At 71.5% G+C, this 26,359-nt stretch carries 19 protein-coding genes; 9 read left to right on the forward strand and 10 right to left on the reverse strand.

Annotation, left to right across the window (positions count from 1 at the left end; all coding sequences use genetic code 11):
• Positions 1-300: 300 nt before the first annotated feature.
• Both PKE85_RS00295 and bluB read left to right on the forward strand, forming a co-directional pair.
• Positions 301-5,106 (forward strand): NAD-glutamate dehydrogenase, encoded by a 4,806-nt coding sequence (locus PKE85_RS00295; RefSeq protein WP_271202789.1) that lies wholly within the window; start codon positions 301-303, stop codon positions 5,104-5,106.
• On the forward strand, positions 5,103-5,750 hold the full coding sequence (gene bluB / locus PKE85_RS00300; protein ID WP_271202790.1) for a 5,6-dimethylbenzimidazole synthase: 648 nt from the start codon (positions 5,103-5,105) through the stop codon (positions 5,748-5,750). The genes PKE85_RS00295 and bluB overlap by 4 nt, the downstream gene beginning before the upstream one ends.
• Before the next feature lie 4 nt (positions 5,751-5,754).
• Here bluB and PKE85_RS00305 read toward each other — a convergent pair whose 3' ends face one another.
• Both PKE85_RS00305 and PKE85_RS00310 read right to left on the reverse strand, forming a co-directional pair.
• Positions 5,755-7,113, reverse strand: coding sequence for an SGNH/GDSL hydrolase family protein (locus tag PKE85_RS00305; RefSeq protein ID WP_271202791.1), 1,359 nt, complete (start codon positions 7,111-7,113; stop codon positions 5,755-5,757).
• Between the two features lie 52 nt (positions 7,114-7,165).
• Positions 7,166-8,371 (reverse strand): lytic murein transglycosylase, encoded by a 1,206-nt coding sequence (locus tag PKE85_RS00310; protein ID WP_271202792.1) that lies wholly within the window; start codon positions 8,369-8,371, stop codon positions 7,166-7,168.
• 268 nt (positions 8,372-8,639) lie between these two features.
• Here PKE85_RS00310 and galU point away from each other — a divergent pair, with 268 nt between their 5' ends.
• A complete protein-coding gene (galU, locus tag PKE85_RS00315; RefSeq protein ID WP_271202793.1) occupies positions 8,640-9,512 on the forward strand; it encodes a UTP--glucose-1-phosphate uridylyltransferase GalU in 873 nt (290 codons plus the stop codon).
• Positions 9,513-9,525: 13 nt separating this feature from the next.
• Here the strand turns inward: galU and PKE85_RS00320 are convergent, their stop codons facing one another.
• The gene (locus tag PKE85_RS00320; protein WP_271202794.1) at positions 9,526-10,206 is read right to left on the reverse strand and encodes a YggS family pyridoxal phosphate-dependent enzyme; all 681 of its coding nucleotides are present in this window, start codon (positions 10,204-10,206) and stop codon (positions 9,526-9,528) included.
• 401 nt (positions 10,207-10,607) lie between these two features.
• Here PKE85_RS00320 and hmuQ point away from each other — a divergent pair, with 401 nt between their 5' ends.
• Both hmuQ and PKE85_RS00330 read left to right on the forward strand, forming a co-directional pair.
• Entirely contained in the window at positions 10,608-10,934 is a 327-nt protein-coding gene (gene hmuQ, locus PKE85_RS00325) for a heme-degrading protein HmuQ (protein ID WP_271202795.1), read from the forward strand.
• Between the two features lie 100 nt (positions 10,935-11,034).
• Entirely contained in the window at positions 11,035-11,739 is a 705-nt protein-coding gene (locus PKE85_RS00330) for an orotate phosphoribosyltransferase (RefSeq protein ID WP_271202796.1), read from the forward strand.
• 118 nt (positions 11,740-11,857) lie between these two features.
• Here the strand turns inward: PKE85_RS00330 and PKE85_RS00335 are convergent, their stop codons facing one another.
• Complete coding sequence (locus PKE85_RS00335; RefSeq protein WP_271202797.1) at positions 11,858-12,556, reverse strand: tetratricopeptide repeat protein; 699 nt, start codon at positions 12,554-12,556, stop codon at positions 11,858-11,860.
• Between the two features lie 211 nt (positions 12,557-12,767).
• On the opposite strand from PKE85_RS00335, the gene PKE85_RS00340 reads away from it, so the two are divergent.
• From PKE85_RS00340 to PKE85_RS00350, 3 genes are read left to right on the forward strand one after another with little or no spacing between them, the layout of a single operon-like run.
• The gene (locus tag PKE85_RS00340) at positions 12,768-13,397 is read left to right on the forward strand and encodes a TetR/AcrR family transcriptional regulator (protein WP_271202798.1); all 630 of its coding nucleotides are present in this window, start codon (positions 12,768-12,770) and stop codon (positions 13,395-13,397) included.
• Positions 13,394-14,647: an efflux RND transporter periplasmic adaptor subunit gene (locus PKE85_RS00345; protein WP_271202799.1), complete on the forward strand. Its 1,254-nt coding sequence runs from the start codon at positions 13,394-13,396 to the stop codon at positions 14,645-14,647. The genes PKE85_RS00340 and PKE85_RS00345 overlap by 4 nt, the downstream gene beginning before the upstream one ends.
• Positions 14,648-14,651: 4 nt before the next feature.
• Positions 14,652-17,765, forward strand: coding sequence for an efflux RND transporter permease subunit (locus PKE85_RS00350; protein ID WP_271202800.1), 3,114 nt, complete (start codon positions 14,652-14,654; stop codon positions 17,763-17,765).
• Between the two features lie 12 nt (positions 17,766-17,777).
• Here the strand turns inward: PKE85_RS00350 and ngg are convergent, their stop codons facing one another.
• The 6 genes from ngg to fabA form a co-directional block, all read right to left on the reverse strand.
• A complete protein-coding gene (gene ngg, locus PKE85_RS00355; protein WP_428981297.1) occupies positions 17,778-19,508 on the reverse strand; it encodes an N-acetylglutaminylglutamine synthetase in 1,731 nt (576 codons plus the stop codon).
• Positions 19,509-19,557: 49 nt separating this feature from the next.
• The gene (locus PKE85_RS00360) at positions 19,558-21,330 is read right to left on the reverse strand and encodes an N-acetylglutaminylglutamine amidotransferase (RefSeq protein WP_271202801.1); all 1,773 of its coding nucleotides are present in this window, start codon (positions 21,328-21,330) and stop codon (positions 19,558-19,560) included.
• 165 nt (positions 21,331-21,495) lie between these two features.
• Positions 21,496-22,752: a beta/alpha barrel domain-containing protein gene (locus PKE85_RS00365; RefSeq protein WP_271202802.1), complete on the reverse strand. Its 1,257-nt coding sequence runs from the start codon at positions 22,750-22,752 to the stop codon at positions 21,496-21,498.
• A gap of 48 nt (positions 22,753-22,800) precedes the next feature.
• Positions 22,801-23,643, reverse strand: a complete 843-nt coding sequence (fabI, locus tag PKE85_RS00370) for an enoyl-ACP reductase FabI (RefSeq protein WP_271202803.1) — start codon at positions 23,641-23,643, stop codon at positions 22,801-22,803.
• A gap of 34 nt (positions 23,644-23,677) precedes the next feature.
• The gene (gene fabB / locus PKE85_RS00375) at positions 23,678-24,892 is read right to left on the reverse strand and encodes a beta-ketoacyl-ACP synthase I (RefSeq protein ID WP_271202804.1); all 1,215 of its coding nucleotides are present in this window, start codon (positions 24,890-24,892) and stop codon (positions 23,678-23,680) included.
• 117 nt (positions 24,893-25,009) lie between these two features.
• Positions 25,010-25,516, reverse strand: a complete 507-nt coding sequence (gene fabA, locus PKE85_RS00380) for a 3-hydroxyacyl-[acyl-carrier-protein] dehydratase FabA (RefSeq protein WP_271202805.1) — start codon at positions 25,514-25,516, stop codon at positions 25,010-25,012.
• A gap of 235 nt (positions 25,517-25,751) precedes the next feature.
• On the opposite strand from fabA, the gene irrA reads away from it, so the two are divergent.
• Positions 25,752-26,246, forward strand: a complete 495-nt coding sequence (irrA, locus tag PKE85_RS00385; RefSeq protein ID WP_271202806.1) for an iron response transcriptional regulator IrrA — start codon at positions 25,752-25,754, stop codon at positions 26,244-26,246.
• Positions 26,247-26,359: the final 113 nt, after the last annotated feature.

A 26,359-nucleotide genomic window follows, 5' to 3' on the forward strand; every position in this document is an offset into this window, starting at 1 on the left:
GGTTGCGTCTCGCGCCCAAGGTGTCGGTTTTGACTTCGTGGTTAACCGATGCATAACAGTATTTGATAATTTTTGATTAAAATCAGAACGAAAGGAGACGTCCCGATTCGGCTCCGATTCGTTCTCGTGCGAACGAATCATCTCCGAATCGGGCCGGCGTGATTTGTTCTCATGCCGCTTTTGCTCGGAGCCCCCAGCCGGTCACGAAACGCTGCGGCGTCATCGCCGGGCGATCTCCGAGCGCTAGCTTTCCCGCGAAGCTCGGCCCCCTCCGGCCGAGAGCCAGAACGGGAGGCAGGCATGCCGCGGAGCGAAGCCATCCGGATCAAGCGGATCGCCGAGGCGGGGGAGGCCGCGGCCGGCGGCGACGGCCCGCCGACCGCCTTCGTGGAGGCGCTGTTCGCCCAGGCGGGCGCCGCCGATCTCGCGACCCTCGACGCCGCCGCGCTCGCGGCCCTGGCGCGCGGGGCGTGGCGGCACTTCGAAAGCCGGAGGCCGGGCGCCCACGACATCCGCCTGTCCGATCCCGATCTCGGCCCTGCGGGCGAGACCACCGTGATCGAGATCGTCAACGACGACATGCCCTATCTGGTGGACAGCGTGGTGGCGGAGCTGGCCGAGCGCGGGATCGCGCCGCGGCTGGTGCTGCATCCGATCCTTGCGGCCGAACGCGACGCCGAGGGCCGGCTCACGCGCTTCCTCGGCGACGCCAACCGCGTCGAGCTGGAGGACACGCCGCGGGAAAGCCTGATCCACCTGCATGTGGACCGCGTCGACGGCGATGAGGCGCGGGCGGAGCTGGCCGCGGCGCTGGACCGGGTGCTCGCCGACGTGCGCGTCGCTCAGGGCGATCACGAGGCCATGCGCGGGGCGGTCCGCGCCGCCGTCGCCGCCCTCCGGGAGACGCCGCCGCTGAACGTGGAGGATCTGGCGGAGGCGGCCCAATTTCTCGACTGGCTGCTGACGGATGATTTCGTGCTGCTGGGGGTGCGCGCCTACGCCTTCGAGGGCCAAGGCGAGGATGAGCGGCTTGAGCCCCTGATCGACACCGGGCTCGGCCTGCTGCGCGATCCCGCCGCCCGGGTGCTGCAGCGGGGCGGGGAGCTGGTGCATTTCACGCCCGAGATCCGCGCCTTCTTCCACGAGCCGAAGCCGCTGATCGTCACCAAGGCGAGCGTGCGCTCGCGGGTGTTCCGCCGCCGGCATCTGGACTACGTGGGCGTGAAGAGTTTCGACGCGCAGGGCCGCGTCACCGGCGAGCTGCGGATCGTGGGCCTGTTCGCGCCAACCGCCCTGACGCGCCCGGCGCGGTCCACGCCCTTCATCCGCCGCAAGGTGGATCTGGTCACCCGGCGGGCGGGCTTCGACCCGGACAGCCACTCCGGCAAGTCGCTCGCCGCGGCGCTGGAGGCGCATCCCCGCGACGAGCTGTTCCAGACCGACGCGGACACGCTCTACGACACCGCGCTCCGCATCCTGAACCTGATGGAGCGGCCGCGGGTGCAGGCGATCGTGCGGCGGGACCGCTTCGACCGCTTCGTCTCCGTCCTCGTCTACGTGCCGCGCGAGCGCTACGACACGGCCGTTCGCGTGCGCATCGGCGCGCATCTGGCCGAACGTTTCGGCGGCCATGTCACCGCCTATTCTCCGGGCTTCCCGGAAGGGCCGCTGGCGCGGGTGCAGTTCATCATCGGGCTCGAGGGCCGCGACGTTCCGGAGCCCGATGCGGAGACGCTGGACGCGGAGCTCGCCGCCCTCGTCGCCACCTGGGCGGACCGGCTGAAGGCCGAGCTCGCCCGCGCCCGGCCCGGCGGTGAGGCGCGCCGGCTGGCGCAGGTCTACGGCCACGCCTTCGGCCGCGGCTACGAGGCCCGCGCCGGCGCGGCCGAGGCCGTGACCGACATCGGCCACATGGAGCGCCTGTCGGCGGAGGCGCCCTTCGCGGTCGACTTCTACGTGCGCGACGACGAGGCGGGGCTCCGGCTCAAGGTGTTCGCCCGCGGCGCGCCCGTGCCGCTGTCGCGCCGGGTGCCGCTGCTGGAGAACATGGGCTTCCGGGTGATCGACGAACGCTCCTACCGCAGCGAGCCGGCGGGGCGGGGCGAGGACGGCCGGGTCTGGATCCACGACATGGCGCTGGAGCGGGCCCAGGGCGGCGCGATCGCGCTGACGCCGGAGCTGGACGATAGGCTGGAGGCGCTGCTGCTTGCGGCGCTGAACATGACGGTGGACAGCGACGGCTACGACGCGCTGGCGCTGGAGGCGGGCCTCGACCTGCGCGAGATCGCGCTGATCCGCGCCCTGTCGCGCTATCTCCGTCAGGCCCGCGCGCCGTACGATCAGGACTACATGTGGGCCACGCTGACCCGGCACGCAGCGATCGCGGGGCAGCTGTCCGCGCTGTTCCGGGTCCGGTTCGATCCGGCGTTCGAGGGCGACCGCGCCGCGCGCGAGGCCGAGATCGCGGCCGGGATCGAGGAGGCGCTCGGCGCGGTGGAGAGCCTCGACGAGGACCGCATCGTCCGGAAGTTCCTCAACCTCATCCAGGCCTGCCAGCGCACCAGCGCCTACCGGGCCGGGGACGAGGGGGCCACGCTCGCCTTCAAGTTCGAGAGCCGCAAGGTGGAGGACCTGCCCGAGCCGAGGCCGCTCTACGAGATCTTCGTCAGCGCGCCGCGGGTGGAGGGCGTGCATCTGCGCTTCGGCAAGGTGGCGCGGGGCGGCCTGCGCTGGTCCGACCGGCCGCAGGACTTCCGCACCGAGGTGCTCGGTCTCGTGAAGGCGCAGCAGGTGAAGAACGCGGTCATCGTGCCGGTGGGCGCCAAGGGCGGCTTCGTGCCGAAGCGCCTGCCCGCCGGTCCCCGCGACGCGTGGCTCGCGGAAGGAACGGCCGCCTACACGCTGTTCATCAACGCGCTGCTGGACGTGACCGACGACCTCGAAAAGGACGACATCGTCCCGCCCCGCGACGTGGTGCGCCACGACGGCGACGACCCCTATCTGGTGGTGGCGGCCGACAAGGGCACCGCCACCTTCTCGGACACGGCCAACGGCATCGCCGAGGCGCGGGGATTCTGGCTGGGCGACGCCTTCGCCTCCGGCGGCTCGGCCGGCTACGACCACAAGGGCATGGGCATCACCGCCCGCGGCGCCTGGGAGGCGGTGAAGCGGCATTTCCGCGAGATGGACGTGGACATCCAGGCCACGCCCTTCACCGTGGTCGGCGTCGGCGACATGTCCGGCGACGTGTTCGGCAACGGCATGCTGCTGTCGGAGAAGATCCGGCTGATCGCGGCCTTCGACCACCGGGACATCTTCCTCGATCCCGACCCGGACCCCGCGGTCTCGTTCGAGGAGCGCCGGCGGCTGTTCGCGCTGCCCCGGTCGAGCTGGGCCGATTACGACCGCGCCAGGATCTCCAAAGGCGGCGGCGTGTTCTCCCGCGCGCTCAAGACCATCCCGCTGTCGGAGGAGGTCCGCGCCGCGCTCGGCTTCGACCGGCCGAGCGCCACGCCGCAGCAGGTGATCAGCGCCATCCTGAAGGCGCCCGCCGACCTGTTGTGGTTCGGCGGCATCGGCACCTATGTGCGGGCCGGCTCGGAGACCGACGAGCAGGCGGGCGACCGGGTCAACGACGCGGTGCGGGTGGCGGCCTCGGAGCTTCGGGTCAAGGTGGTGGGGGAGGGCGCCAATCTCGGCGTCACCCAGAAGGGGCGCATCGAGGCGGCCCGCAAGGGCGTGCGGATCAACACCGACGCCATCGACAACTCCGCCGGCGTGAACACGTCCGACGTGGAGGTGAACGTCAAGATCGCCTTCGCCGGGCTGCTGCGCGACGGCGCGCTGGCCCGGGACCAGCGCGACCGCATCCTCGTGGAGATGACCGACGAGGTGGCGGCGCTGGTGCTCGCCAACAATTACGACCAGACGCTGGCGCTGTCGCTCGCCCAGCGCTCCGGCGTGGAGGAGGCCGGGTTCCAGACCCGGCTGATGCAGGCGCTGGAGGCGCGCGGGCTGCTCAACCGCGCGGTGGAGGTCCTGCCGGACGACGCCGCGCTCGCCGAGCGCGGCCGGGCCGGCGACCCGCTGACGCGGCCCGAAATCGCCGTGCTGCTGGCCTGGGCCAAGATCGCGCTTTATGACGATCTGCTTGCGTCCGGCGCGCCGGACGATCCCGCGTTCGAGGCCATCCTCCTGGGCTATTTCCCGACCCTGATGCGCGAGCGGTTCCGCGACGCGATCCTCAATCACCGGCTCCGGCGGGAGATCGTGGCGACGGCGCTCGCCAACGTCATGATCAACCACGGCGGCCCGGCGCTGGCGGTCCGGCTGGCGGACCAGACCGGCGCGCCGCCGGCCCGCATCGCCGCGGCCTATGCGGTGGTGGCCCGCGCCTACGATCTCGACGGGCTGAAGGCGGAGATCGACGCGCTCGACAACCGCGTGCCCGGGGCGCTGCAACTCGAACTTTACGACGGCTTGAGCGACCTGCTGCTGCGCCGCATGATCTGGTTCCTGAGCAACGTGGACGTGGAGAGCGACGTGGCGGCGACCGCCGAGCGGTTTCGCGACGGGGTGGAGGCGGTGGCCGCCGACCTTGACGCCGCGCTCGGCCCCGACGCCGCCGGTCGCCGTTCGGCCCGCGCCACGGAGCTCGCCCGCGCCGGCGTCCCCCACGCGCTGGCCGTGCGCCTGTCCGGTCTGCTCGCGCTCGAAGGCGCGCCCGACGCCGTGCTGGTGGCGGAGAAGGCGGGCCGTCCCATCGGCGAGGCGGCGGCCACCCTGTTCGCGGTGGCGGACCTGTTCCAGCTCGGCCGCGTCATCCTCGCCGCGCAGGCCATCACCGCCACCGACTATTACGAGCGTCTGGCGCTCGACCGCGCCCGCGACCAGATCGGCTTCGCCGCCCGCGCCATGGCGGTCGCGGCGCTGAACGCCGCGCCGGGCGCCTCCGGGCCGGAGGCGGTGGCGGTCTGGGCGGAGGCCTCGCCGGACGCAGGCCGGGTGCGCAAGGCGGTGGCGGAGATCGCGGGCTCGGGCGTCACGCTCGCCCGGCTGTCGGTGGCCGCGAGCCTGCTGGCCGATCTGGCGCGGGAGACGGCGTGACGTCGAACGCCGCCCCCGTATTCGACGCCGCCTTCCGCGACCGGCTCGCCGAGCTGATCGCGTGGCGGCGGGACGTGCGGCGGTTCCGGAGCGATCCGGTCGCGCCCGAGACGGTGCGCCGGCTGCTGCGGCTCGCCGTTCTGTCGCCTTCGGTGGGCAACAGCCAGCCCTGGCGGTTCGTGCTGGTGGAGAGCCCCGAGCTGCGCCGGGCGGCGCGGGAGAACTGCCTCGCCGCCAACGCCGCGGCGGCGGAGAGCTATGACGGCGAGCGCGCCGCGCTCTACCGTTCGCTGAAGCTCGAAGGCATGAGGGAGGCCCCGGTCCATCTCGCGGTGTTCTGCGACGGGGAGACGGAGCTCGGCTGCGGCCTCGGCCGCGCCACCATGCCGGAGACGCTGGCCTATTCGGCGGTGGGGGCGGTGGCGACGCTGTGGCTCGCGGCCCGCGCGGAAGGGATCGGCCTCGGCTGGGTGTCGATCCTCGATCCCGATCGCATCCACGCCCTGCTGGACGCGCCCGCGGCGTGGCGGCTGATCGCCTATCTCTGTCTGGGCCTCCCCCAGGAGGAGCACGACGATCCGGAGCTGGTCCGCGCCGGCTGGCAGGAGCGCGTCAGCCTCGACACGGTGCTGAGCGTGCGCTGAGGCGTCACGGCGTGGGCGGCCAGCGGTGGTCGTCGATGCGGCCCGGTGCGGCTTCGGGCGCCTCCCGGCGCTCGGACGCGGGGCGGTCGCCCTTCTGCGCGGCGTCCAGCAGCGCGCCGCCTTCCGAGGCGCGGGGGCCGGCGGTGAGCACCACCAGCGGGCCGGCGAGCGGCTTCGGCCGGGCGGCCTCCGGTGGCGCGCCGAGACCGCCGTCCGCAGGCGCCGCCGCCAAGGCCTCGGCGGGCGCTTTCGGCTTGAAGGTCTTGCGCAGCTCCTGCTCCACGTAATGCGCGAGCTTGCGCGCGCCGGCCTTGGAGAAATGCACGCCGTCGTCGAGCCGGAGCCGGCCGGTGCGGCCGTCGAGCTGGGGGCCGACCGCGGCGTAGTCGCCGTTCTCGTCCACGAAGCCTTCCCAGACGTCCACATAGGTTCCGCCGGCGGCCTCCACCCGCTCCCGCGCCAGCGCGTTGAGGGCGATGTGGTCGGAACTCGCCCGGACGCTTTCGCTGGGGGCGAGGCCGACCCAGTAGACGGGCACGTTCTTCTCCCGGAAGGGGGCCAGCAGGGCGTCGATCCGGGCGACGTAGAGCCGCTTCCAGCCGGGCGACAGCGGCGCCAGATCGCGGGCGTCGAGGAAGGGCTGGCGGTCGTTCACGCCCACGTCGATGACGGCGTAGGCGAGGGGGCCGGCCGAGACCGCCTCCCGCGCCGCGGCGACGAAGTCGTGGTAATCGGTCCGCACCAGCCCGGCGTTGGCCTTGACGTAGCGCTTGACGCCAAGCTCGGGAGCGTCGGCGAAGGCGTCGCCGAGCCCCGTCGCCAGGCCGTCGGCGATGCTGTCGCCGATCACCGCCACGAAGGTGGTCGGGGCGACCGCCGGCGCCGCCGGCTGCGCGATCTCCGGCGCGGGCGTCGGCGCGGCCTCCACGGGCGCAGGGGCGGCCGGCTTGCGGCGCACGCGGTTCGGCCGCGGCCGGACCTCGACCGCGCCCGGGTCGGTGCGGGCGCTCCAGGCGCCGGGGTCCGGCTGGGTCCGGCGGCCGAACAGGCGCTGGATGAAGTTGGGGCGGTCCGGCTCCGCCCGCCGCCGCGGGTCGTAGCCCCGCCGCTGGGCCGCCTCCCGGCGGTAGGCCTGCTCGCGCTGATAGGCGCGCATGCGCTGCCGGAAGGCGCGGTCGTCCTCGTCCTCGTAGACGCGGCGGCCGTAGCGGGGTTCGCGATAGACCCGCTCGTAGGCGCGCCCGTCGTCGTAGGAGCGCCGGTAGTAGCCCTCCTGCGCAGACGCGGGCGCCGCCGCCGCGAGGCCCGCGGCGGCGAGGAGGAGGCTCAGGACGACGCGGACGATCCGGGGGAGCCGTATCATGCTGATCAGGCTATCACGCCCTGTCCGGCCTGTCCCGCGGGCGCGCCGCCCGTCACCGCGCCCGGCGCAGGTGGCGCAGCAGCGAGACGCCCGCGTAACCGTCGGGCGCAAGGCCCTGCGCCTGCTGGTACGACGTGATGGCGTCGCGGGTGGCGGGCCCGATCTTGCCGTCCGGCTCGCCGATGTTGAAGCCGCGGCGCAGCAGCAGCGCCTGAAGCTCCAGCCGCTCCGTCTCGTCGAGCGGCTTGTCGTGGTTCGGCCACGGCGTGACGAACGGGCCGCCGCCGCGGATGCGGTCGGCCAGATGCCCCACGGCGAGGGCGTAGGAATCCGCGTTGTTGTAGCGCTTGATGACGCGGAAGTTGTTCAGCATCAGGAAGGACGGGCCGTTGGGGCCGCCCGGCTGCAGCAGCGTGGCGGGCGACGCCCCGTTGGGGAAGCCGGTTCCCGCCACCCGGCGCACGCCCGCCGCCTGCCACTGGGCGAGCGTCCTGCGGGCGCCGGCCTTGGTCCCGCGGGGGACGATCACCTCGTAGCCCCAGGTCTCGCCCGAGCGCCAGCCGTGCTTCTTGAGATAGTTGGCTGTGGAGGCCAGCGCGTCCGGGATCGAGCCCCAGATGTCGCGGCGGCCGTCGCCGTTGGCGTCGGCGGCGTAGGCCTTGAAGCTGGTCGGCATGAACTGGGTGTGGCCCATGGCGCCGGCCCAGGAGCCGTTCATGTTCTCCGGCGCCACATGGCCCTGCTGCAGGATCTGCAGCGCGCCGATCAGCTCCCGGCGGAAGAACTCCGGCCGGCGGGTCTGGCAGCAGGCGAGCGTCGCCAGCGCCGCGATCACGTTGTGGTTGCCGGTGGTCGCGCCGTAATTGGTCTCGATGCCCCACACCGCCAGCACCACCGAGCGGTCGACGCCGTAGGCGCGCTCGATCCGCGCCAGCGTGTCGGACCACTGGGCGAGGTTCTGCCGACCTGCGTTGATGCGGGTGTCGGAGACGCGCGTGTCCACATACTGCGCGATCGTGGTCTTGAACTCGGGCTGGTACTTCGACTTGGCGATCGCCTCCTCGTCCACCGTCAGGCCGCGGAAGGCGCGGTCGTAAAGCGCGGGGCTGACGCCGGCCGCCACCGCCTGCGGCTTCAGCTGCCGCACGAAGGCTGAGAAGCGGGCGTCGTTCGGCCCGGCCATGGCCGGCGCCGCCGTCGCGGACGCGAGGAGGAGGGCGGCGGCGGTCCGCCAGAAGGTGCGGCGACGCACGGTCATGGCTCGGTCTCCTTATGCCCGGCGGGCGCGCCGCCCGGACTTAAAGGCCCCTGAGGAGGCATGAGAATACGGCCTTCAGAAAGCGCGCGCCATGGTTTGCATCTGGTTAACTGCGTAAGCCCGCGCCTTCCCGAGCCCGTGAGCGGCGCCGGCGCTGGCCTTTCGGAGGCAAAGCCTTTACGCGGGAAGCGGGCGTTCCAAAATCCGCGCGCCGGCCTCGGCGATCCGTCGTTCCGCGGGCCGGCCAAACCACTGATCCGGAGATCTCATGCCCCGTCCGATCCGCAAAGCCGTGTTCCCCGTCGCCGGCCTCGGCACAAGGTTCCTGCCGGCCACCAAGGCGGTGCCGAAGGAGATGCTGACGGTCGTCGACAAGCCGGTCATCCAGCATGTGGTGGACGAGGCGCGCGAGGCGGGCATCGAGCATTTCATCTTCGTGACCGGCCGCAACAAGGGCGTGATCGAGGACCATTTCGACAAGCAGTTCGAGCTCGAGGCCACGCTGGAGCGCCGCGGCAAGACCGACGCGCTGCGGCTGCTGAAGGAGGACCTGCCGGGCGCGGGCCAGACCAGCTTCACCCGCCAGCAGGAGCCGCTCGGCCTCGGCCACGCGGTGTGGTGCGCGCGCGATCTGGTGGGCGGCGAGCCCTTCGCGCTGCTGCTGCCGGACATGCTGCACCAGGGCGTGCGCGGCTGCCTCGCCGAGATGATGGACGTCTACCGCGAGGCCGGCGGCAACGTGGTCGCCACCTATGAGGTGCCCGACGACCAGACGCACCAGTACGGCATCGTCGGCGCCGGCGAGAAGGTGGGCAAGGGCTTCAAGATGACCTCCATGGTCGAGAAGCCGAAGCCCGGCACGGCCCAGTCCAACTACGCCATCTCCGGCCGCTACATCCTGCAGCCCGAGATCTTCGACCTGCTGGCGCGCCAGGAGGCGGGCGCCGGCGGCGAGATCCAGCTCACCGACGCCATGCTGACGCTGGCCAAGGATCAGGCGTTTTCGGGCTTCGCCTTCCAGGGCCGGGTGTTCGACACCGGCTCCAAGATCGGCTTCCTGACCGCGAACCTCGCCTACGCGCTCGAGCGCGACGACCTTGGCGCCGACGTGCGCAAGGAGCTGTCCGCCCTGCTGGCCTGAACCGGCCGACCCGTCAGGCTTTCGGACGGGTCCCGAAGATGGCGCTGCCCACCCGCACGTGGGTGGCGCCGAAGGGCACGGCGTCCGCGAAGTCGGCGCTCATGCCCATGGAGCGGCCGGCGAGGCCGTTGCGCGCGGCGATCCGGTCCAGCAGCGCGAAGAACGGCGCCGGCGGCTCGTCCGCGGGGGGGATGCACATCAGCCCCTCGATCGTCAGGCCGAGGTCGTCCCGGCAGCGGGCGAGGAAGGCGTCGGCCTCCTCCGGCGCCACGCCCGCCTTCTGGGGCTCGGAGCCGATGTTCACCTGCACGAACAGGCGGGGGGAGCGCCCCTGCGCCGCCATCTCCTTCGCCAGCGCCTCGGCGATCTTCGGCCGGTCCACGCTCTCGATCACGTCGAACAGCGCCACCGCCTCCGCCGCCTTGTTGGACTGCAGCGGCCCGATGAGATGGAGTTCGACGCCGTCGTAGCGCTCCTTCAGGCCGGGCCACTTGGCCTTGGCCTCCTGCACCCGGTTCTCGCCGAACGCCCGCTGCCCGGCGTCGAGCACGGGCGCGATCTCGTCGGCGTCGAAGGTCTTGGACACCGCCACCAGCGTCACGTCGCCAGCGGGCCGCCCTGCGGCGCGCTCGGCTTTGGCGAGCGCGGCGCGCACATAGGCGAGGCGGGCGGGCGCCGTGTCCGGCTCGGTCATGGGGGCTCTCCGTATCCTGAAGACGGCGCCCAAACGGCGCGCCGCACGCCCCAGCGAGTGCCGGGCTTCGCAGGGCGGCGTCAAGAGCGGGGCGTTGGGGAAACGGGAGATGTCGGCGCGGAAGAGGGGATCGCGTGGGGTTGGAGACGTCCCCCCTTCCGCCCGAACAGACGCCGGTACGCATCAACCTGATCCGGCTGACTCCACACCAGCAAGGGCTTTGCCAAACGTGGTGAAGCGGCTTTAACCCCAGCTATTGGGGCGGGAGCATGGCGGGACCACAAAATAGAGGGTTGCGCTGGAGCGGCTCTCGCAAATCGCGTCGCATTTTGCGAGACGGCTCGCGTTCTGCGACATAGAACGGGAGCCGTTTTGACGCGGACCGATGAGGAGGACGAGCGATGTTCGTGGCCATGAACCGTTTCAAGGTGTTCGCCGCCGAGGCCGAGGCGTTCGAGACCGTGTGGCGCGAGCGCGACCGGCATCTGGACGAGGTTCCGGGCTTCGTGGCGTTCCATCTGCTGCGCGGGGCGGCGGAGGGCGACACGGTGCTCTACGCCTCGCACACCGTGTGGCGCTCCCGCGAGGACTTCGAGAACTGGACCCGCTCCGACGCCTTCCGCAAGGCGCACCGCAACGCGGGCCAGAACAAGCCGCTCTACGCCGGCCACCCCCAGTTCGAGGGCTTCGAGGCGGTGATCGAGGAGCCGGCCCGGGCCGCGGCCTGAACCGCGCCGCCGGCGTTTCCTCCGGCGCGGTTTCGCGCTAACGGATCGGCCTGACGCCGCATCCCGCCCAACACGCGCGCGCCCCGCGCCGGAGACCGCCATGACTGACGCTTCCGCCCCCCTCGCCTCGCGCGACGCCATCGGCCGCCGCGTGGCGCGCATGATGCTGGAGGTGGGCGCGATCCACATCCGCCCCGAGGAGCCGTTCATCTTCACCTCGGGCTGGGCGAGCCCGGTCTACACCGACTGCCGCAAGCTGATCTCCTACCCGCGGCTGCGCAAGCAGCTCATGGACGACGCCGCCGCCACCATCCTGCGCGAGGCGGGCTACGAGAGCCTGGACGCGGTGGCGGGCGGCGAGACCGCCGGCATCCCCTTCGCCGCCTGGATCGCCGAGCGGCTGATGCTGCCCATGCTCTACGTGCGCAAGAAGCCCAAGGGCTTCGGCCGCAACGCCCGCATTGAGGGCGCGGTGGTGGACGGCCAGCGCACCATCCTGGTGGAGGACCTCACCACCGACGGCGGCTCCAAGGTCGCCTTCGCCGAGGCGCTGCGCGAGGCGGGCCAGATCGTGGAGCACGCCTTCGTCATCTTCCACTACGGCATCTTCCCCGAGAGCCGCCAGACCATGGAGCGGATCGGCGTGAAGCTGCACGAGCTCGCCACCTTCTGGGACGTGCTGGCGGTGGCCAAGGAGGACGGCAAGTTCGACGCCGGCAAGCTCGCCGACGTGGAAGCCTTCCTGAACAAGCCCGCCGAATGGTCCGCCGCCCATGGCGGAAAGGCCTCGTTCGGCGCGAGCTGAACGGGCGGGAAAGCGAAGAGTCTGGTTGAAGATCGCCGCAGCGCGCGCTTCAAACTCCCGTCATGCCCGATGACCACGCTCGGGCATGACGGGCCATGCGGAACGATCGCGAAAGCCCTTACCCTCTCGACGCCTTCTTCGCGGGGCCGGCGCTCTTCAGGCCCTGCACCATGGCGAGGTTGGCGCGCACCTTGTCGTCGGCCTTCGGACTCGCCGCCGCCTGCAGCAGCACCGCCTCCGCCTTGTCGGGCTCGCCCGCCAGCGCGTAGGACAGGCCGAGATTGGACAGGATCGACGGGTCGCCCGGGGCGATCTTCAGCGCGGCCTCGTAGTAGCGCCGCGCCTCGGCCGGCCGGCCGAGCTGGTCGAGGATCGCCCCTTGCGCGTTCAGGATGCGCCAGTCCGGCTGCTCCGGCAGATGGGCCTTGCCCAGAACCTTCAGCGCGTCCTCGAACCGGCCGGCGTCCGCCAGCGAGCGGCCGTAGGCGGCCAGAATCTGGCGCTGCTCCGGGTGACGGATGCTGGCGCTCTCCAGCACCGCCAGCGCCTGCGCCCGCTGGCCGAGCGCGCGCAGCGTCACGCCATAGGCGTAAGCGGCGCCGGCGTCGTTGGGGGTTTTCTCGTACGCCGCCGCATAGGTCGCGGCCATGCGGCGAAGCTGGACCTCCCGGTCGGCGGTCGAAACCTCGCGCGAGGCGCTGGCGCGCATCACCGACCCGGTCACGTCCCTGTCGGCCATGCAGCCGGCGAGCGCTGACGCCGCCAGCAGCAGGACGACGGAGCGTCCGACGAACAGACCGCGCGCGCTGCTCCGCATGGATTGGTCCTCAGAACCGGCGTTTTTGCGCGGCCTTCCCGCGTCGCCCCAGTCATGATCCGTTAACCCTAAGACTTGGTTAACAAAGCCTTCCCGCCAATGTCTCGCAGTCGTTCCGGAGCTCGCGCGGAATCCCTTTGCGCGGCCCTCGGCGCTGCGCTATGAAAAATGCGAACGAGCATTCGCTCTCGTCTCCTTGAGGCTGCGCCGCATGTCCCTCGCCGAATCCGCCTCCGCGCCGCGCGCCCGCCGAGCGGACGACCAGCGCCGCCGCATCCTGGACGCGGCGGTGGCCTGCTTCGCCCGCAGCGGGTTCCACGCCGCCAGCATGCAGCAGATCTGCGCCGAGGCGGGCATGAGCCCGGGCGGGCTCTACCGCTACTTCCCGTCCAAGGATTCGATCATCGAGGCCATCGTGGAGCGCGACCGGGCCGAGGTCCCGGAGCTGCTCGCGCCGCTGCTGCAGGCGGAGGACGTGGTGGGCGCGCTGGTGGAGGCGGGCGTCCGCTTCATGTCCGGGGCCTTGCAGACCGAAGGCCTGCCGATCTACGCCGAACTCTGCGCGGAGGCGGTGCGCAACCCGCACATCCACGCCATCCACGAGCGCTGCGAGCAGGAGATCCAGGGCCTTCTGGTGCAGGTGGTGCGGCGCGGGCAGGACCTGGGCCAGATCGACCCCGCCCTCGACGCGGTGGAGGCGGTGCGGCTGCTGAGCGCGCTGGCCGACGGACTCGCCACCCGCCTCGTGCTCGATCCCGGCGCCGATCTTTCCGGCCTGACGCCCATGTTCGAGCGTTCGGTGCGCCGCTTCCTCGCCGCCCAGCCGGAGCCCGGCCAGTGACCCCGTCCCGACCCCGCCGCCTCTGGCCCAAGGCCCTCGCCCTGACGCTGATCGCCGCCGGCGTCGCGGCCTACGCGTTCCGGGACGATCTGCTGCCGGCCGGTCCCGCGACGCCGACGGAGGCGTCGGCGACCGCGCGGCCGAGCGCGATCGCCGTCACGGTCGCGCCCGTGATCCGGCGGGAGATCGTGCAGAAGCTCGCGCTCACCGGCACGCTGGCGGCGCGGGACGAGATCCTGGTCGGGGCCCAGATCGACGGGCTCAGGCTCGAGGCCTATCTGGTGGAGACCGGGGACCGGGTGGAGGCGGGCCAGACGCTCGCCCGGCTCGATCGCGACATGCTCGACGTGGCGCTGGCGCAGAACCGCTCCACCGTCGCGAAAGCGGACGCCGCCGTCGCCCAGGCCGGAGCGGCCATCGCCGAGGCGGACGCCGCGCGGGTCGAGGCCGAGGCGGCGCTGAAGCGGGCGCAGCAGCTCAAGAGTTCGGGCAACGTCACCGGCGAGACGCTGCAGGCGCGGGAGACCGCGGCGCAGGTCGCCGTCGCCCGCCTTCGCGCGCAAGGGGAGGCGCTCAAGCTGGCGGAGGCCGACAAGGCGCTGGCCGAGGCGCAGGGGCGCGAGATCGAGCTGCGGCTCGCCCGCACCGAGGTGAAGGCGCCGGCGGCGGGCGTGGTGTCCGCCCGCACGGCCCGGGTCGGCCAGATCGTCGGCATGGGCGGCGAGCCGCTGTTCCGGCTGGTGCGCGACGGCGCGATCGAACTGGTGGCCCGCGTGCCCGAAACCCGCCTGCCGGGGCTGAAGCCCGGCCAGCCGGTCCGGGTCGAGGTCGCGGGCCTGCCCGATCCGGTCTGGGGCCGGGTGCGGCTGGTGGAGCCGGTGGTGGACGCCGTGACCCGGCTCGGCCTCGTGCGCGTGGCGCTCCCCGACGAGCCGGACCTCAGGGCCGGGCTGTTCGCCCGCGCGGCTGTGGAGACCGCCCGGCGGCAGGCGCTGGCCGCGCCGCGCTCGGCGGTGCTCTACGGCGCGCAGGGCGCGCGCGTGCTCGCGGTGCGCGACGGCGTGGTGGCGGAGCTGCCGGTCACGCTCGGCGTCAGCGACGCGGACGGGGTGGAGATCGCGGACGGCGTGACGGCCGGCGAGACGCTGGTGGCCCGCGCCGGCGGCTTCCTGCGCGACGGCGACCGGGTGCTCGCGGTCGCGCCCGAGGCGCCCGCCCGGCCGCAGAAGCAGGCCGCGACGGAGAACTGAGCCCATGGCGCTGAACGTCTCCGCCTGGTCGATCCGCAAGCCGATCCCGCCGCTGGTGCTGTTCGCGGTGCTGACGGTGATCGGCCTGTTCTCCTTCGCGTCGCTGCCGGTGACGCGGATGCCCAACATCGACCTGCCGCTGGTCTCGGTGGCCATCACCCAGTCCGGCGCGGCGCCGAGCGAGCTGGAGATCCAGGTCACCAAACGGGTGGAGACCACGGTCGCGGGCCTGCCGGGCGTGAAGCACATCACCTCGGCGGTGAGCGACGGCCTGTCCCTGACGGTGATCGAGTTCCAGCTTGAGACCAACGTGGACCGCGCGGTCAACGACGTGCGCGACGCCGTCACCAAGATCCGCACCGACCTGCCCCAGTCGATCGAGGAGCCGCTGATCCAGCGCATCGACATCGAGGGCATGGCCATCGCCACCTACGCCGCCTCCGCGCCCGCCATGACGCCGGAGGAGCTGAGCTGGTTCGTGGACGACAAGGTCATCCGCGCGCTGCAGGGCGTGCGCGGCGTGGCGCAGGTGAGGCGCGAGGGCGGCGTGGACCGGGAGATCCGCGTCGCGCTCGATCCGGCGCGGCTGCAGGCGCTGGGCGTCACCGCGGCCGACGTCAACGCCCAGCTCCGGGCCACCAACGTGGACCTCGCGGGCGGCCGCGGCGAGGTGGGCGCGCAGGAGCAGACGGTGCGGACGCTGGCCGGCGCCCTCACGGTGGACCAGCTGGCGGAGGCGCGCATCGTTCTGCCCGGCGGGCGCGAGGCGCGGCTGTCGGACCTCGGCACGGTCACCGACGGCGCGGCGGAGCCCCGCATCTCGGCCAGGCTCGACGGCAAGCCCATCGTCGCCTTCGGAATCTACCGCGCCAAGGGCTTCTCGGACGTGACCGTGGCCGAGGCCGCGGACGCCAGGCTGAAGGCCTTCATGGCCGCCCATCCCGACGTGACGGTGACGCCCATCGACACCACGGTGCGCTACACCAAGGCGGACTACACCTCCGCCATGCACACCCTGATCGAGGGCGCCGTGCTGGCGGTGGTGGTGGTGTTCCTGTTCCTGCGGGACTTTCGCGCCACCCTGATCTCGGCGCTGGCGATCCCGCTGTCGATCCTGCCCACCTTCTGGACCATGGAGGCGCTGGGTTTCTCGCTGAACGGCGTCAGCCTGCTCGCCATCACCCTCGTCACCGGCATCCTGGTGGACGACGCCATCGTGGAGATCGAGAACATCGTCCGCCACATGCGGATGGGGAAGTCGCCCTACCGGGCGTCGATCGAAGCGGCGGACGAAATCGGTCTGGCGGTGGTCGCCACCACCGCCACCATCATCGCCGTGTTCCTGCCCGTCAGCTTCATGGGCGGCATCGCGGGCCAGTACTTCAAGCAGTTCGGCATCACGGTGGCGGTGGCGGTGGCCTATTCGCTGCTGGTGGCGCGGCTGATCACGCCGCTGCTCGCCGCCTTCTTCCTGCGGCCGCACGCCGTTCACGACGAGAGGGACGGCCTGATCATGCGCGCCTACACGCGGCTGGTCTCGGCCTCGGTGCGCTGGCGCTTCGTCACGGTGGCGCTCGGCATCGGCCTGTTCGTGGGCTCGCTGGCGCTGTCCGCGCTGCTGCCGTCGGGCTTCCTGCCGGAGAACGACACCTCGCGCTCCATCCTCAACATGGAGCTCGCGCCGGGCTCGACCCTCGCCCAGTCGGAGGCGGTGGCGAACCGCATCGCCGTGATGCTGAAGCAACGGCCGGAGGTGGCCTCGGTCTACGCCTCGATCGGATCGGGCGCCTCCGCCGGCCCGGCGTCCAGCGGCTCCGGCGAGGTGCGCAAGGGCGTGCTGGTGATCAACCTGAAGCCCCGCTCCGAGCGCGCCCTGACCCAGAAGCAGTTCGAGGCCGCGTTCCGCGGCGAACTGGCGCGCATTCCCGACATCCGCACCAATTTCGGCAACGACGCCGGCCAGCGCGAGTTCGCGCTGATCGTCTCGGGCTCGGACGGCGCGGCGGTGGAGCGGGCCGCGGTGGCGCTGGAGAAGCAGGTGCGCGACCGCGCGCCCCAGCTCCTGAACGTGGTGTCCACCGCCGCCATCGACCGGCCGGAGATCCGCATCACGCCGAAGCTCGACGAGGCGGCGGAGCTCGGCGTGTCCGCGGCGCAGATCGCCGAGACCGTGCGCATCGCCACCATCGGCGACGTGGAGCAGAACCTCGCCAAGTTCTCCGCCGGCGACCGGCAGGTGCCCATCCGGGTGCAGCTCGACGAGGCCGCCCGCGCCGACCTCTCCACCTTCGAGACGCTCAGCGTGCGCCGGGACGGCGGCGGCGACGCGCCGCTGTCGGCGGTGGCCGACATCGCCTTCGGACAGGGCCCCACCAGCATCGAGCGCTACGACCGCGACGGCCGCATCGCCATCGAGGGCGACCTGGCGCCCGGCGTGGCGCTGGGCGACGCGCTCTCCGCCGTCATGGCGCTGCCCGCGGCCAAAAGCCTGCCCGAGGGCGTGACGCTGAAGCCCTTCGGCGACGTGGAGATCATGGAGGAGGTGTTCTCGGGCTTCGCCATCGCCATGGCGGCGGGCGTGCTGCTGGTGTTCGCGGTGCTGGTGCTGCTGTTCGCGGACGTGGCCCAGCCGGTCACCATCCTGATGTCGCTGCCGCTGTCCATCGGCGGCGCGCTGCTGGCGCTGCTCGCCACCAACAACTCCGTCAGCCTGCCGGTGGTGATCGGCTTCCTGATGCTCATGGGCATCGTGACCAAGAACGCCATCCTGCTGGTGGACTTCGCCATCGAGGAGACCCAGAAGGGCGTCGACCGGACCACCGCGCTGGTGGACGCGGGCCGCAAGCGCGCCCGGCCGATCGTGATGACCACCATCGCCATGGCGGCGGGCATGGTCCCGTCCGCGCTGGCGCTGGGGGAGGGCGGATCGTTCCGCGCCCCCATGGCGATCGCGGTCATCGGCGGCCTGCTGGCCTCCACCGTGCTCAGCCTGGTGTTCGTGCCGGCCGTCTACACCATCATGGACGACCTCAGCCGCCTGTTCGCCCGCGTCTTCGGCCGCTTCGTCGGCCCCCGCGACGAGCCGGAGGCGCCGGCGCTGCCCCGGCCCGCGGCGTGACCGGGGCGAACGTCACCCCAGTCCGATCCGCCGCACGGCGGCCGGCACGGACAGCGGGAACAGCAGGTCCACGAAGCGTTCGGCGGTGGGCTGCGGCTCGTGGTTGGCGAGGCCGGGGCGTTCGTTGGCCTCGATGAAGGCGTAGTCCGGCTCCCGCGGCGACTTCACCATGAAGTCGACGCCCACCACGGGGATGTCGATGGCGCGGGCCACCTTCACCGCCGCCTCCACGAGGCGCGGATGCACCACGCCGGTGACGTCGTGGATGGTGCCGCCGGTGTGGAGGTTGGCGGTCTTGCGCACCACCACCGTCTCGTGCTCGGCGGGCACATCGTCCATGCGGTAGCCGGCCGCCTGCACGCAGCGTTCGGTCTCGGCGTCGAGCGGGATGGCGCTCTCGCCGCCGGTGGCGGCCGAACGGCGGCGGCTCTGGGCCTCGATCAGCTTCAGCAGCGTGGAGCGGCCGTCGCCCACCACCTGCGCGGGGCGCCGGGTCGCGGCGGCCACCAGCTTGAAGTCGATCACGATCAGGCGGAGGTCGTGGCCCTCCACCATCTCCTCCACCACCACCCGGTCGCAGAAGGCTTTGGCCTGGCCGATGGCGGCCTCGATCTCCTCCAGCGTCCTGAGGCCGACGGAAATGCCGCGGCCCTGCTCGCCGCGGGCGGGCTTCACCACCACCGCGCCGTGCCTGAGCAGGAAGGCGTTGAGCGCCTCCCGGTCGCCGGCCTCGATCTGGTCGGGGGCGACCACGCCGGCGCGCTCCACGGTGCGGCGCGTCACCGCCTTGTCGTCGCAGATGGACATGGCGACGCCGGTGGTCAGCTCCGACAGCGATTCCCGGCACAGGATGGAGCGTCCGCCATGGGTGAGGCGGAAGAAGCCGCCCTCCGCGTCCACCACCTCGACGCCGATGCCCCGGCGGCGGGCCTCGTCCACGATCAGCTTGGCGTAAGGGTTCAGCCCCTCGACGCCGGGCTCGCCCACGAACAGGCGCTCGTTGATGGAGTTGCGGCGCTTGACCGAGAAGGTCGGCACCCGCGCGAAGCCGAGCTTCTCATAGAGCCCGATGGCGAGGTCGTTGTCGTGCATGACCGAGAGGTCCATGAACGCCCGGCCGCGCTGCTTGAACAGCTCCGCGAGGCGGCGCACCAGCGTCTCGCCGACGCCGGGGTGCCGGGCCTGCGGATCGACCGCGAGGCACCACAGGGACGAGCCCTGATCCTGATCGCCGAAGGCGGCCACATGGTCGACGCCGGTGACGGCGCCCAGAACCTCGTGGCTGCGGGGATCGACCGCCACCAGATGGATCACCACCTCGCTGTCGCGCTCACGCTCGTAAAAGTCGCGGGGCGCGCAGACCATGTGCCGGGCCGCGTAGATGCGGTTCACCGCGTCGATCTCCACCGCGCTCTCCAGCCGCCGCACCTGGAACGCGCGCTGGCCGCGCTTGGACGGCTCCATCCGGTCGAGGGGGAGACGGAACATGTGGCTCGGGTCGAGGAACAGCTCCAGCGGCGCCTGCGCCAGCAGCACATGCGGGTCGTCCACATAGACCGCGATGTCGCGCCGGTCCGGTCCCTCGTCCCGCAGCGCCTCCGCGAGCGCCGCGGGCTCGGCGAAGGTCTGCGCGAACAGCAGCCGGCCCCAGCCGCAGTCCACGATGGCGTCCGCCAGGGGCGCGCCGCCCGGCGTCGCGCTCCCCGCGCCGGAGGATTCAAGACGTTCGACAGCCATGGCCATGGGTCGCTGGCCTCCCCTTAACTCGTCAGATCGCGTCCGGACGTAAGCCTCAGACGCCGTGCCGCTGCAGCCACAGCTCCAGCAGGGCGCACTGCCACAGCTCCGAGCCCCGAAGCGGCGTGATGTGGGCGGTGGGGTTCTCGAACAGCGTGTCGAGATACTCGCGCCGGAACAGGCCGCGCCCGCGCGCCTTCTCGCTGTCGAGCGCGCCGCGCACCATGTCGAGGGTGCGGCCTTCGAGATACTTCAGGCCCGGCACCGGGAAATATCCCTTGGGCCGGTCCACGATCTCCGGCGGCACGATCTCGCGGGCGAGCGCCTTCAGCACGCCCTTGCCGCCGTCGGCGAGCTTGTGCTCCGCCGGCATGCGGGCGGCCAGCTCCACCAGCTCATGGTCGAGGAACGGCACGCGGGCTTCCAGCGAATGCGCCATGGTCATGTTGTCGACCCGCTTCACGGGGTCGTCCACCAGCATGACGGTGGAATCGAGCCGGAGCGCCTTGTCCACCGCGTCGTCGGCGCCCGGCGTGGCGAAATGCTCCTCCACGAAGGCGCGGGCGCTGTCGGCGCCGGCGTAGTCGGGCGAGACATGGGCGAGGTAGCGCTCGTGGTCGCGGTCGAAGAAGGCGCGGGCGTAGTCGCCCGCCGGGTCGTTGGAGGCGGCGAGCGGCGGATACCAATGGTAGCCGGCGAAGATCTCGTCCGCGCCCTGGCCGGACTGCACCACGGTGACGTGCTTCCGCACCTCCTCCGACAGCAGGTAGAACGCCACGCAGTCGTGGCTGACCATCGGCTCGGACATGGCGTCGATGGCGCCCGGCAGGGCGTCGAGCAGGCGGCTTTCCTCGATGCGGATCTTGTGGTGCGTCGTGCCGAAGCGCTCGGCCACGATGTCGGAGTATTTGAACTCGTCGCCCTCCTCGCCGCCGCGGGCCTCGAAGCCGATGGAGAAGGTCTCGACGGAGGTGTGGCCGAGCTCCGCCAGCAGGGCGACCACGACGGAGGAATCCACGCCGCCGGACAGCAGCACGCCCACGGGCACGTCCGCGATCATGCGGCGGGCGACGGCGGTGCGCAGGCTGTCATGCAGCGCCTCGCGCCACTCGCCGAAGGACCGGGCGACGTCCGCGGCGGAGCGCTCGTAGGAGACGGTCCAGTAGACCTCCTCCTTGGTGCGGCCGTCGGGCTCGTAGATGCGCAGCGTCGCGGGCGGCAGCTTGCGCACGCCGGAAAGAATGGTGCGCGGCGCCGGCACGACGGAGTGGAACGTCATGTAGGCGTTGAAGGCCACCGGGTCGATCGACGTGTCCACCCCGCCCGCCGCCAGCAGCGAGGGCAGGGAGGAGGCGAAGCGCAGCCGGCCGGCGCCTTCCGACACATAGAGCGGCTTGATGCCGAGCCGGTCGCGGATCAGGATCACCCGGCCGCTGTCGCGCTCGTGGATGGCGATGGCGAACATGCCGAACAGTTTCTTCGGCAGCGCCGTTCCCCACTCCTTCCAGCCCTTGACGATGACCTCGGTGTCGCCGTCGGAGAAGAAGCGGTGGCCCTTGGCCTGGAGCTCCGCGCGCAGCTCCTTGTGGTTGTAGATGCAGCCGTTGAACACGACGGTCAGGCCCAGCTCCGGGTCCACCATCGGCTGCTCGGACTTCTCGCTCAGGTCGATGATCTTCAGCCGGCGGTGGCCGAGGATCACCCGGCCGCGGGCGACGATGCCCTCCGCGTCGGGGCCGCGGGGAACCATGCATCCGGCCATGGCCGCCACCGCCTCAACCGAGGCCGGCTGGCCGAGAAAAGTCGCTTCGCCGCAGATTCCGCACATGGTCCGGTCGTCGTCCTTTGTCGTCGGGCCGCGCGTCGTCGCCGCCCGTCCGGACGGCGGGCGCGGCTCTCTTCGATGGGGTGTCTGGCGGTGGAGCTAACGCGCGCGCGCCGAAAAGCGAGTCTTTCGCGCCGCAAAAGAACGAAAAGCGGCGGTGGAACCGGTTCAGCCGAGCTTCAGGTACTCCCGGCCGACCTTCACCAGATCGAACGCCCGCCAGCCGTCGCCCTCGGGCAGCTCGTAGCGCACGATGTCGGCGGTGGCGTAGGCGCGGGACAGCTTCGAGGGCAGGAACGAGCCGGTGCCCACCACGTCCACGGGGGCTGAGAGATTGCCGAACACGCGGCATTTCAGCGTGTCGAATCCCGAAGACGCGACGATGCGCGCGGCCTTGAATCCGGCGTCGTCCAGCGCCTTGCGGAAGAAGATGACGGCCGCGGCGGTGACGCCGGTGCCGAACAGGATCTTGTCGCGGATCTCGTCGGACGACAGGCCGTCCAGCTCCTCCAGGTCGAGCCCCGCCAGCGCCAGCTTCGCCACCTCGCCCGGCGTGGCGCGGTGCGTCCATTTCAGCAGCGTGCGCACGCTCTCGTCCCAGTCGAGGCCTTCGAGATGCCGGCCGCCATGGGTGTCGAGCCGGAACGCCAGCGTCCTGCCCGACGCCGCCGGCCCGCCGGGGCCGAAGAACCAGCGGCAGACCGCGAGCGCGTCCGCGACCTCGCGGCCGTCATAGTCCACGAGCACGGTGTAGCCGTCCTCTTCGGGGAAGCGGGCGGCGTAGAGCTTGGCCGCCTCCAGCGTGGCGCTCTCCACCGCCGGATCGCGGCCGTCGCGCAGCATGAGCGCCTTGGCGTAGCCGATGAGGGCGTGCGGCATGGTGCCGAGGCCGCGCTCCGCGCCGAACAGCGGCGCGGCGAGGTCGGTGGAGGTTCCGACGAAGCCCCTGGCACCCATCAGCCGCGCGGTGCGCGAACCCACCGCCGCGCCATAGGAAGCGGCCAGGTGCATGTCGTCGCCGGTGGTGTGGCGCGCCTCCATGGCGAGGAAGGCGCTGGCGGGCAGCGCCCGGCACATGGCGAAGGCGTTGAAGGCGGAGACGCAGGCGAAGCCGACGCGCTGCAGCAGCAGCGTCTCCAGCGGCGCGAGCGCGATGAGCGAGCCCGTGACGTACAGCAGCGGCTTGCCCGAGGGCGTCACTGCGCCTTCCGCCGCCAGCCGCTCTACGGCGAGCGGGATGTCCGCGCCGGACGGATAGGCGGCCTCCAGAAAGGCGACCGCCGGATCGAGCGCCGCCACCGCGTCGGAGCGCAGGAACACGGCGTAGGTGACGCGGGCGTCGCCGTTCTCGGCCACGATCGCGGCGGTCTTCTTGAAGTAGGCGTCGGCGCGGGCGGAAACGAAGTCCGGGTCGAAGTCGGTCACGTCCCGCGCCCTCCGCATCCGACGCCGGCCGGCGTCATTCGCCTGCGGTCACTCGCCCGCGCCGGCCTTGTCCGCCGCGTCTTCGGCCGCGACCGTGACCTTGAGGCTTTCGGTGCGCGGCATGGAGATGACGTTGAAGCCGGCGTCCACGAAATGCACCTCGCCGGTGACCCCCGACGACAGGTCCGACAGCAGATAGAGTGCGGAGCCGCCCACGTCCTCGATGGTGATGGGGCGGCGCAGCGGCGCGTGGCGGCGCTGGTGCTCGTACATCAGCCGCGCGTCGGAGATGCCGGCGCCGGCGAGCGTGCGCACCGGGCCTGCGGAGATGGCGTTCACCCGCACGCCCTGCGGGCCGAAGTCGGCCGCCAGATAGCGCACCGAGGCCTCGAGGGCGGCCTTGGCCACGCCCATGACGTTGTAGTTCGGCATGACGCGGGTGGCGCCGCCATAGGTCAGCGTGATCATGGCGCCGCCGTCCGTCATCAGCTCCGCCGCGCGCTTGGCGCTCTCCGTGAAGGAAAAGGCCGAGATCAGCAGGGTGCGCGCGAAGTTCTCGCGGGTGGTGTCGGCGTAGCGGCCCTTCAGCTCGTTCTTGTTGGAGAAGCCGATGGAGTGGACGAACAGGTCGAGCCCGCCCCAGCGCTCCTTCAGCGCGGCGAACACCGCGTCCACGGAGGCGAGGTCCTCCACGTCGCAGGGCAGAACGATGTCCGAGCCGATGCTCTCGGCCAGCGGCCGCACGCGCTTGGCCAGAGCGTCGCCCTGGTAGGTGAAGGCGATCTCGGCGCCGGCCTCGGCGAGGGCTTTCGCGCAGCCCCAGGCGATGGAGTGGTCGTTGGCCACGCCCATGACGAGGGCGCGCTTGCCCGAAAGAAGTCCGGCGACCATCGCGCCCTCCGATTTTAAGTGCGCCCGCGCGGCGTCAGACGCGCTCGAACACCAGCGTGGCGTTGGTGCCGCCGAAGCCGAAGGAGTTCGACATCACCGCGTTCAGCGTCACGTCGTCCTTGCGCTCGCGCAGGATCGGCATGTCGGCGAAGTCGGGGTCGAGCTCGGTGATGTTGGCGCTTTCGGCCATGAAGCCGTTCTGCATCATCAGCAGCGAGTAGATCGCCTCCTGCACGCCGGCGGCGCCCAGCGAATGGCCGGTGAGCGACTTGGTGGCCGAGATCGGCGGGCATTTGTCCCCGAACACCGCGCGCAGCGCCTCGATCTCCTTGGCGTCGCCGACCGGGGTCGAGGTGGCGTGCGGGTTGACGTAGTCGATCGGGCCGCGGGCGGTCTTCAGCGCCTGACGCATGCAGCGCATGGCGCCCTCGCCGGACGGGGCCACCATGTCGTGGCCGTCGGAGGTGGCGCCGTAGCCGGTCAGCTCGGCGTAGATCTTTGCGCCGCGGGCCTTGGCGCGCTCGTACTCCTCCAGCACCAGCACGCCGGCGCCGCCGGCGATGACGAAGCCGTCGCGGGTCTTGTCATAGGCGCGGGAGGCGGTCTCCGGCGTGTCGTTGTGCTTGCTCGACATGGCGCCCATGGCGTCGAACAGGTTGGACAGCGTCCAGTCCAGCTCCTCGCAGCCGCCGGCGAACATCACGTCCTGCTTGCCCCACTGGATCATCTCCGCGGCGTTGCCGACGCAGTGGCTCGACGTGGCGCAGGCGGAGGAGATCGAGTAGTTCACGCCCTTGATCTTGAACCAGGTGGCGAGGGTCGCCGAGGCGGTGGAGGACATGGCCTTCGGCACCGCGAACGGGCCGATGCGCTTCGGGCCGCCCTTCTCGCGGGTGATGTCCGCGGCCTCGACCACCACCTTGGTGGAGGGACCGCCCGAGCCCATGATGATGCCGGTCATCTCGTTGGAGACGTCGCCGTCCTCGAGGCCGGAGTCCCGGATCGCCTGCTCCATGGCGATGTGGTTCCAGCCGCTGCCGCCGCCGTGGAAGCGCATGGCGCGGCGGTCCACCACCTCGGCGGGGTCGATGGTCGGCGCGCCCTGCACCTGGCACTTGAAGCCGTGGGCGGCGAACTGCTCCGCGCGGGTGATGCCCGACCGGGCCTCGCGCAGGGAGGCGAGAACCTCCTGCGTGGAGTTTCCGATCGACGACACGATGCCCATGCCGGTGACGACGACGCGCCTCATGGGAGTTCCTCCAGCAGCGGGGCCTTGAGGCGTTCGGCGGGGCCGTCCGCGGCGCGGTTCAAGGCGCCGGCGGGGCCTCGGGGCCCGGTATGGCTTAAACGACGTCCGACCGAAGGGTCAGGACTTGAACAGGCCGACCTTGAGGTCTTTCGCCTGATAGATGGTCTCGCCGTCCGCCTGAAGCCAGCCGTCGGCGATGCCGAGCACCAGCCGGCCGCGCACCACGCGCTTGAAGTCGACGCCGTAGACGACCTTCTTGACCGTGGGCAGCACCTGGCCGGTGAACTTGATCTCGCCGGTGCCGAGCGCCCGGCCGCGGCCTTCCGAGCCGAGCCAGCCGAGGTAGAAGCCGGTCATCTGCCACAGCGCGTCGAGGCCGAGGCAGCCCGGCATCACCGGATCGCCCACGAAGTGGCACTGGAAGAACCAGAGATCGGGACGCACGTCGAGCTCCGCCCGGATGAAGCCCTTGCCGTTCTCGCCGCCGGTCTCGGAGATCTCCGAGATGCGGTCGAACATCAGCATGGGGGGCGCGGGAAGCTGGGCGTTTCCGGCGCCGAACAGCTCGCCGCGGCCGCAGGCCAGAAGCTCTTCGTAATCGTAACTGGCCTTGCGCTCGGTCATGTCGGTTCGTCGACGTCCTCTTGATGCGGTCATGCGCCGCGCGGATGCACGGCGCGGCCTCCCTAGCACACATGGCGCGAGGGCGAAAAGCGCTTCCATCGGGAGAGGTTGCCTCCCGCGCTGCGACAGGCTATTTTAGCGAGTGACTTGCAACTAAAAGCGTCCAGTCCCAAGCGCCGGGGTTCCCTTGTCCGCCGGGCGCCCCCATAGCCGCATGAGTGTGTTGAGACCGCCGATGCCTGAAGTGACCGTGCTCCACCACGCCGCCGCGCCCGCCGCCACGCAGGCTCCGACTGCGGATTGCGGGCTGCGGCCTTCGCTCTGCGTCGCCCGCGACGTCGGCGCGCTCCTGCGCGACGCCGGCCTTCGGCCCACCCGGCAGCGCATCGCGCTCGGCCGCCTGCTCTACGCCAAGGGCGACCGGCACGTGACGGCGGAAATCCTGCACGAGGAGGCCATGCGCGCCCGCGTGCCGGTGTCGCTCGCCACCGTCTACAACACCCTGCACCAGTTCACGGAAGTGGGCCTGCTGCGCGAACTGGCGGTGGACGGCTCCAAGACCTGGTTCGACACCAACGTCACCGAGCATCACCACTTCCTGGTCGAGGACGACAACCAGCTCATGGACATTCCGGGCGCCCACGTCTCCGTGGACAAGCTGCCGGACATCCCGGCCGGCATGGAGATCGCCCGCGTCGACGTGGTGGTGCGCCTGCGCCGCAAGGCCTGAGAGCCTGTTTGGCGTCATGCCCGCGCTTGTCTCTGGCATGACGTGAGTTTAAATCGCGCGCTGAGACAGTTTCCAAACCGACTCTGAGCGGGACGTCTCGCGTCATTGAAAGA

It is taken from the genome of Methylopila jiangsuensis (genome assembly GCF_027922305.1).
GTDB classification, from domain to species: Bacteria; Pseudomonadota; Alphaproteobacteria; order Rhizobiales; family Methylopilaceae; genus Methylopila; species Methylopila jiangsuensis.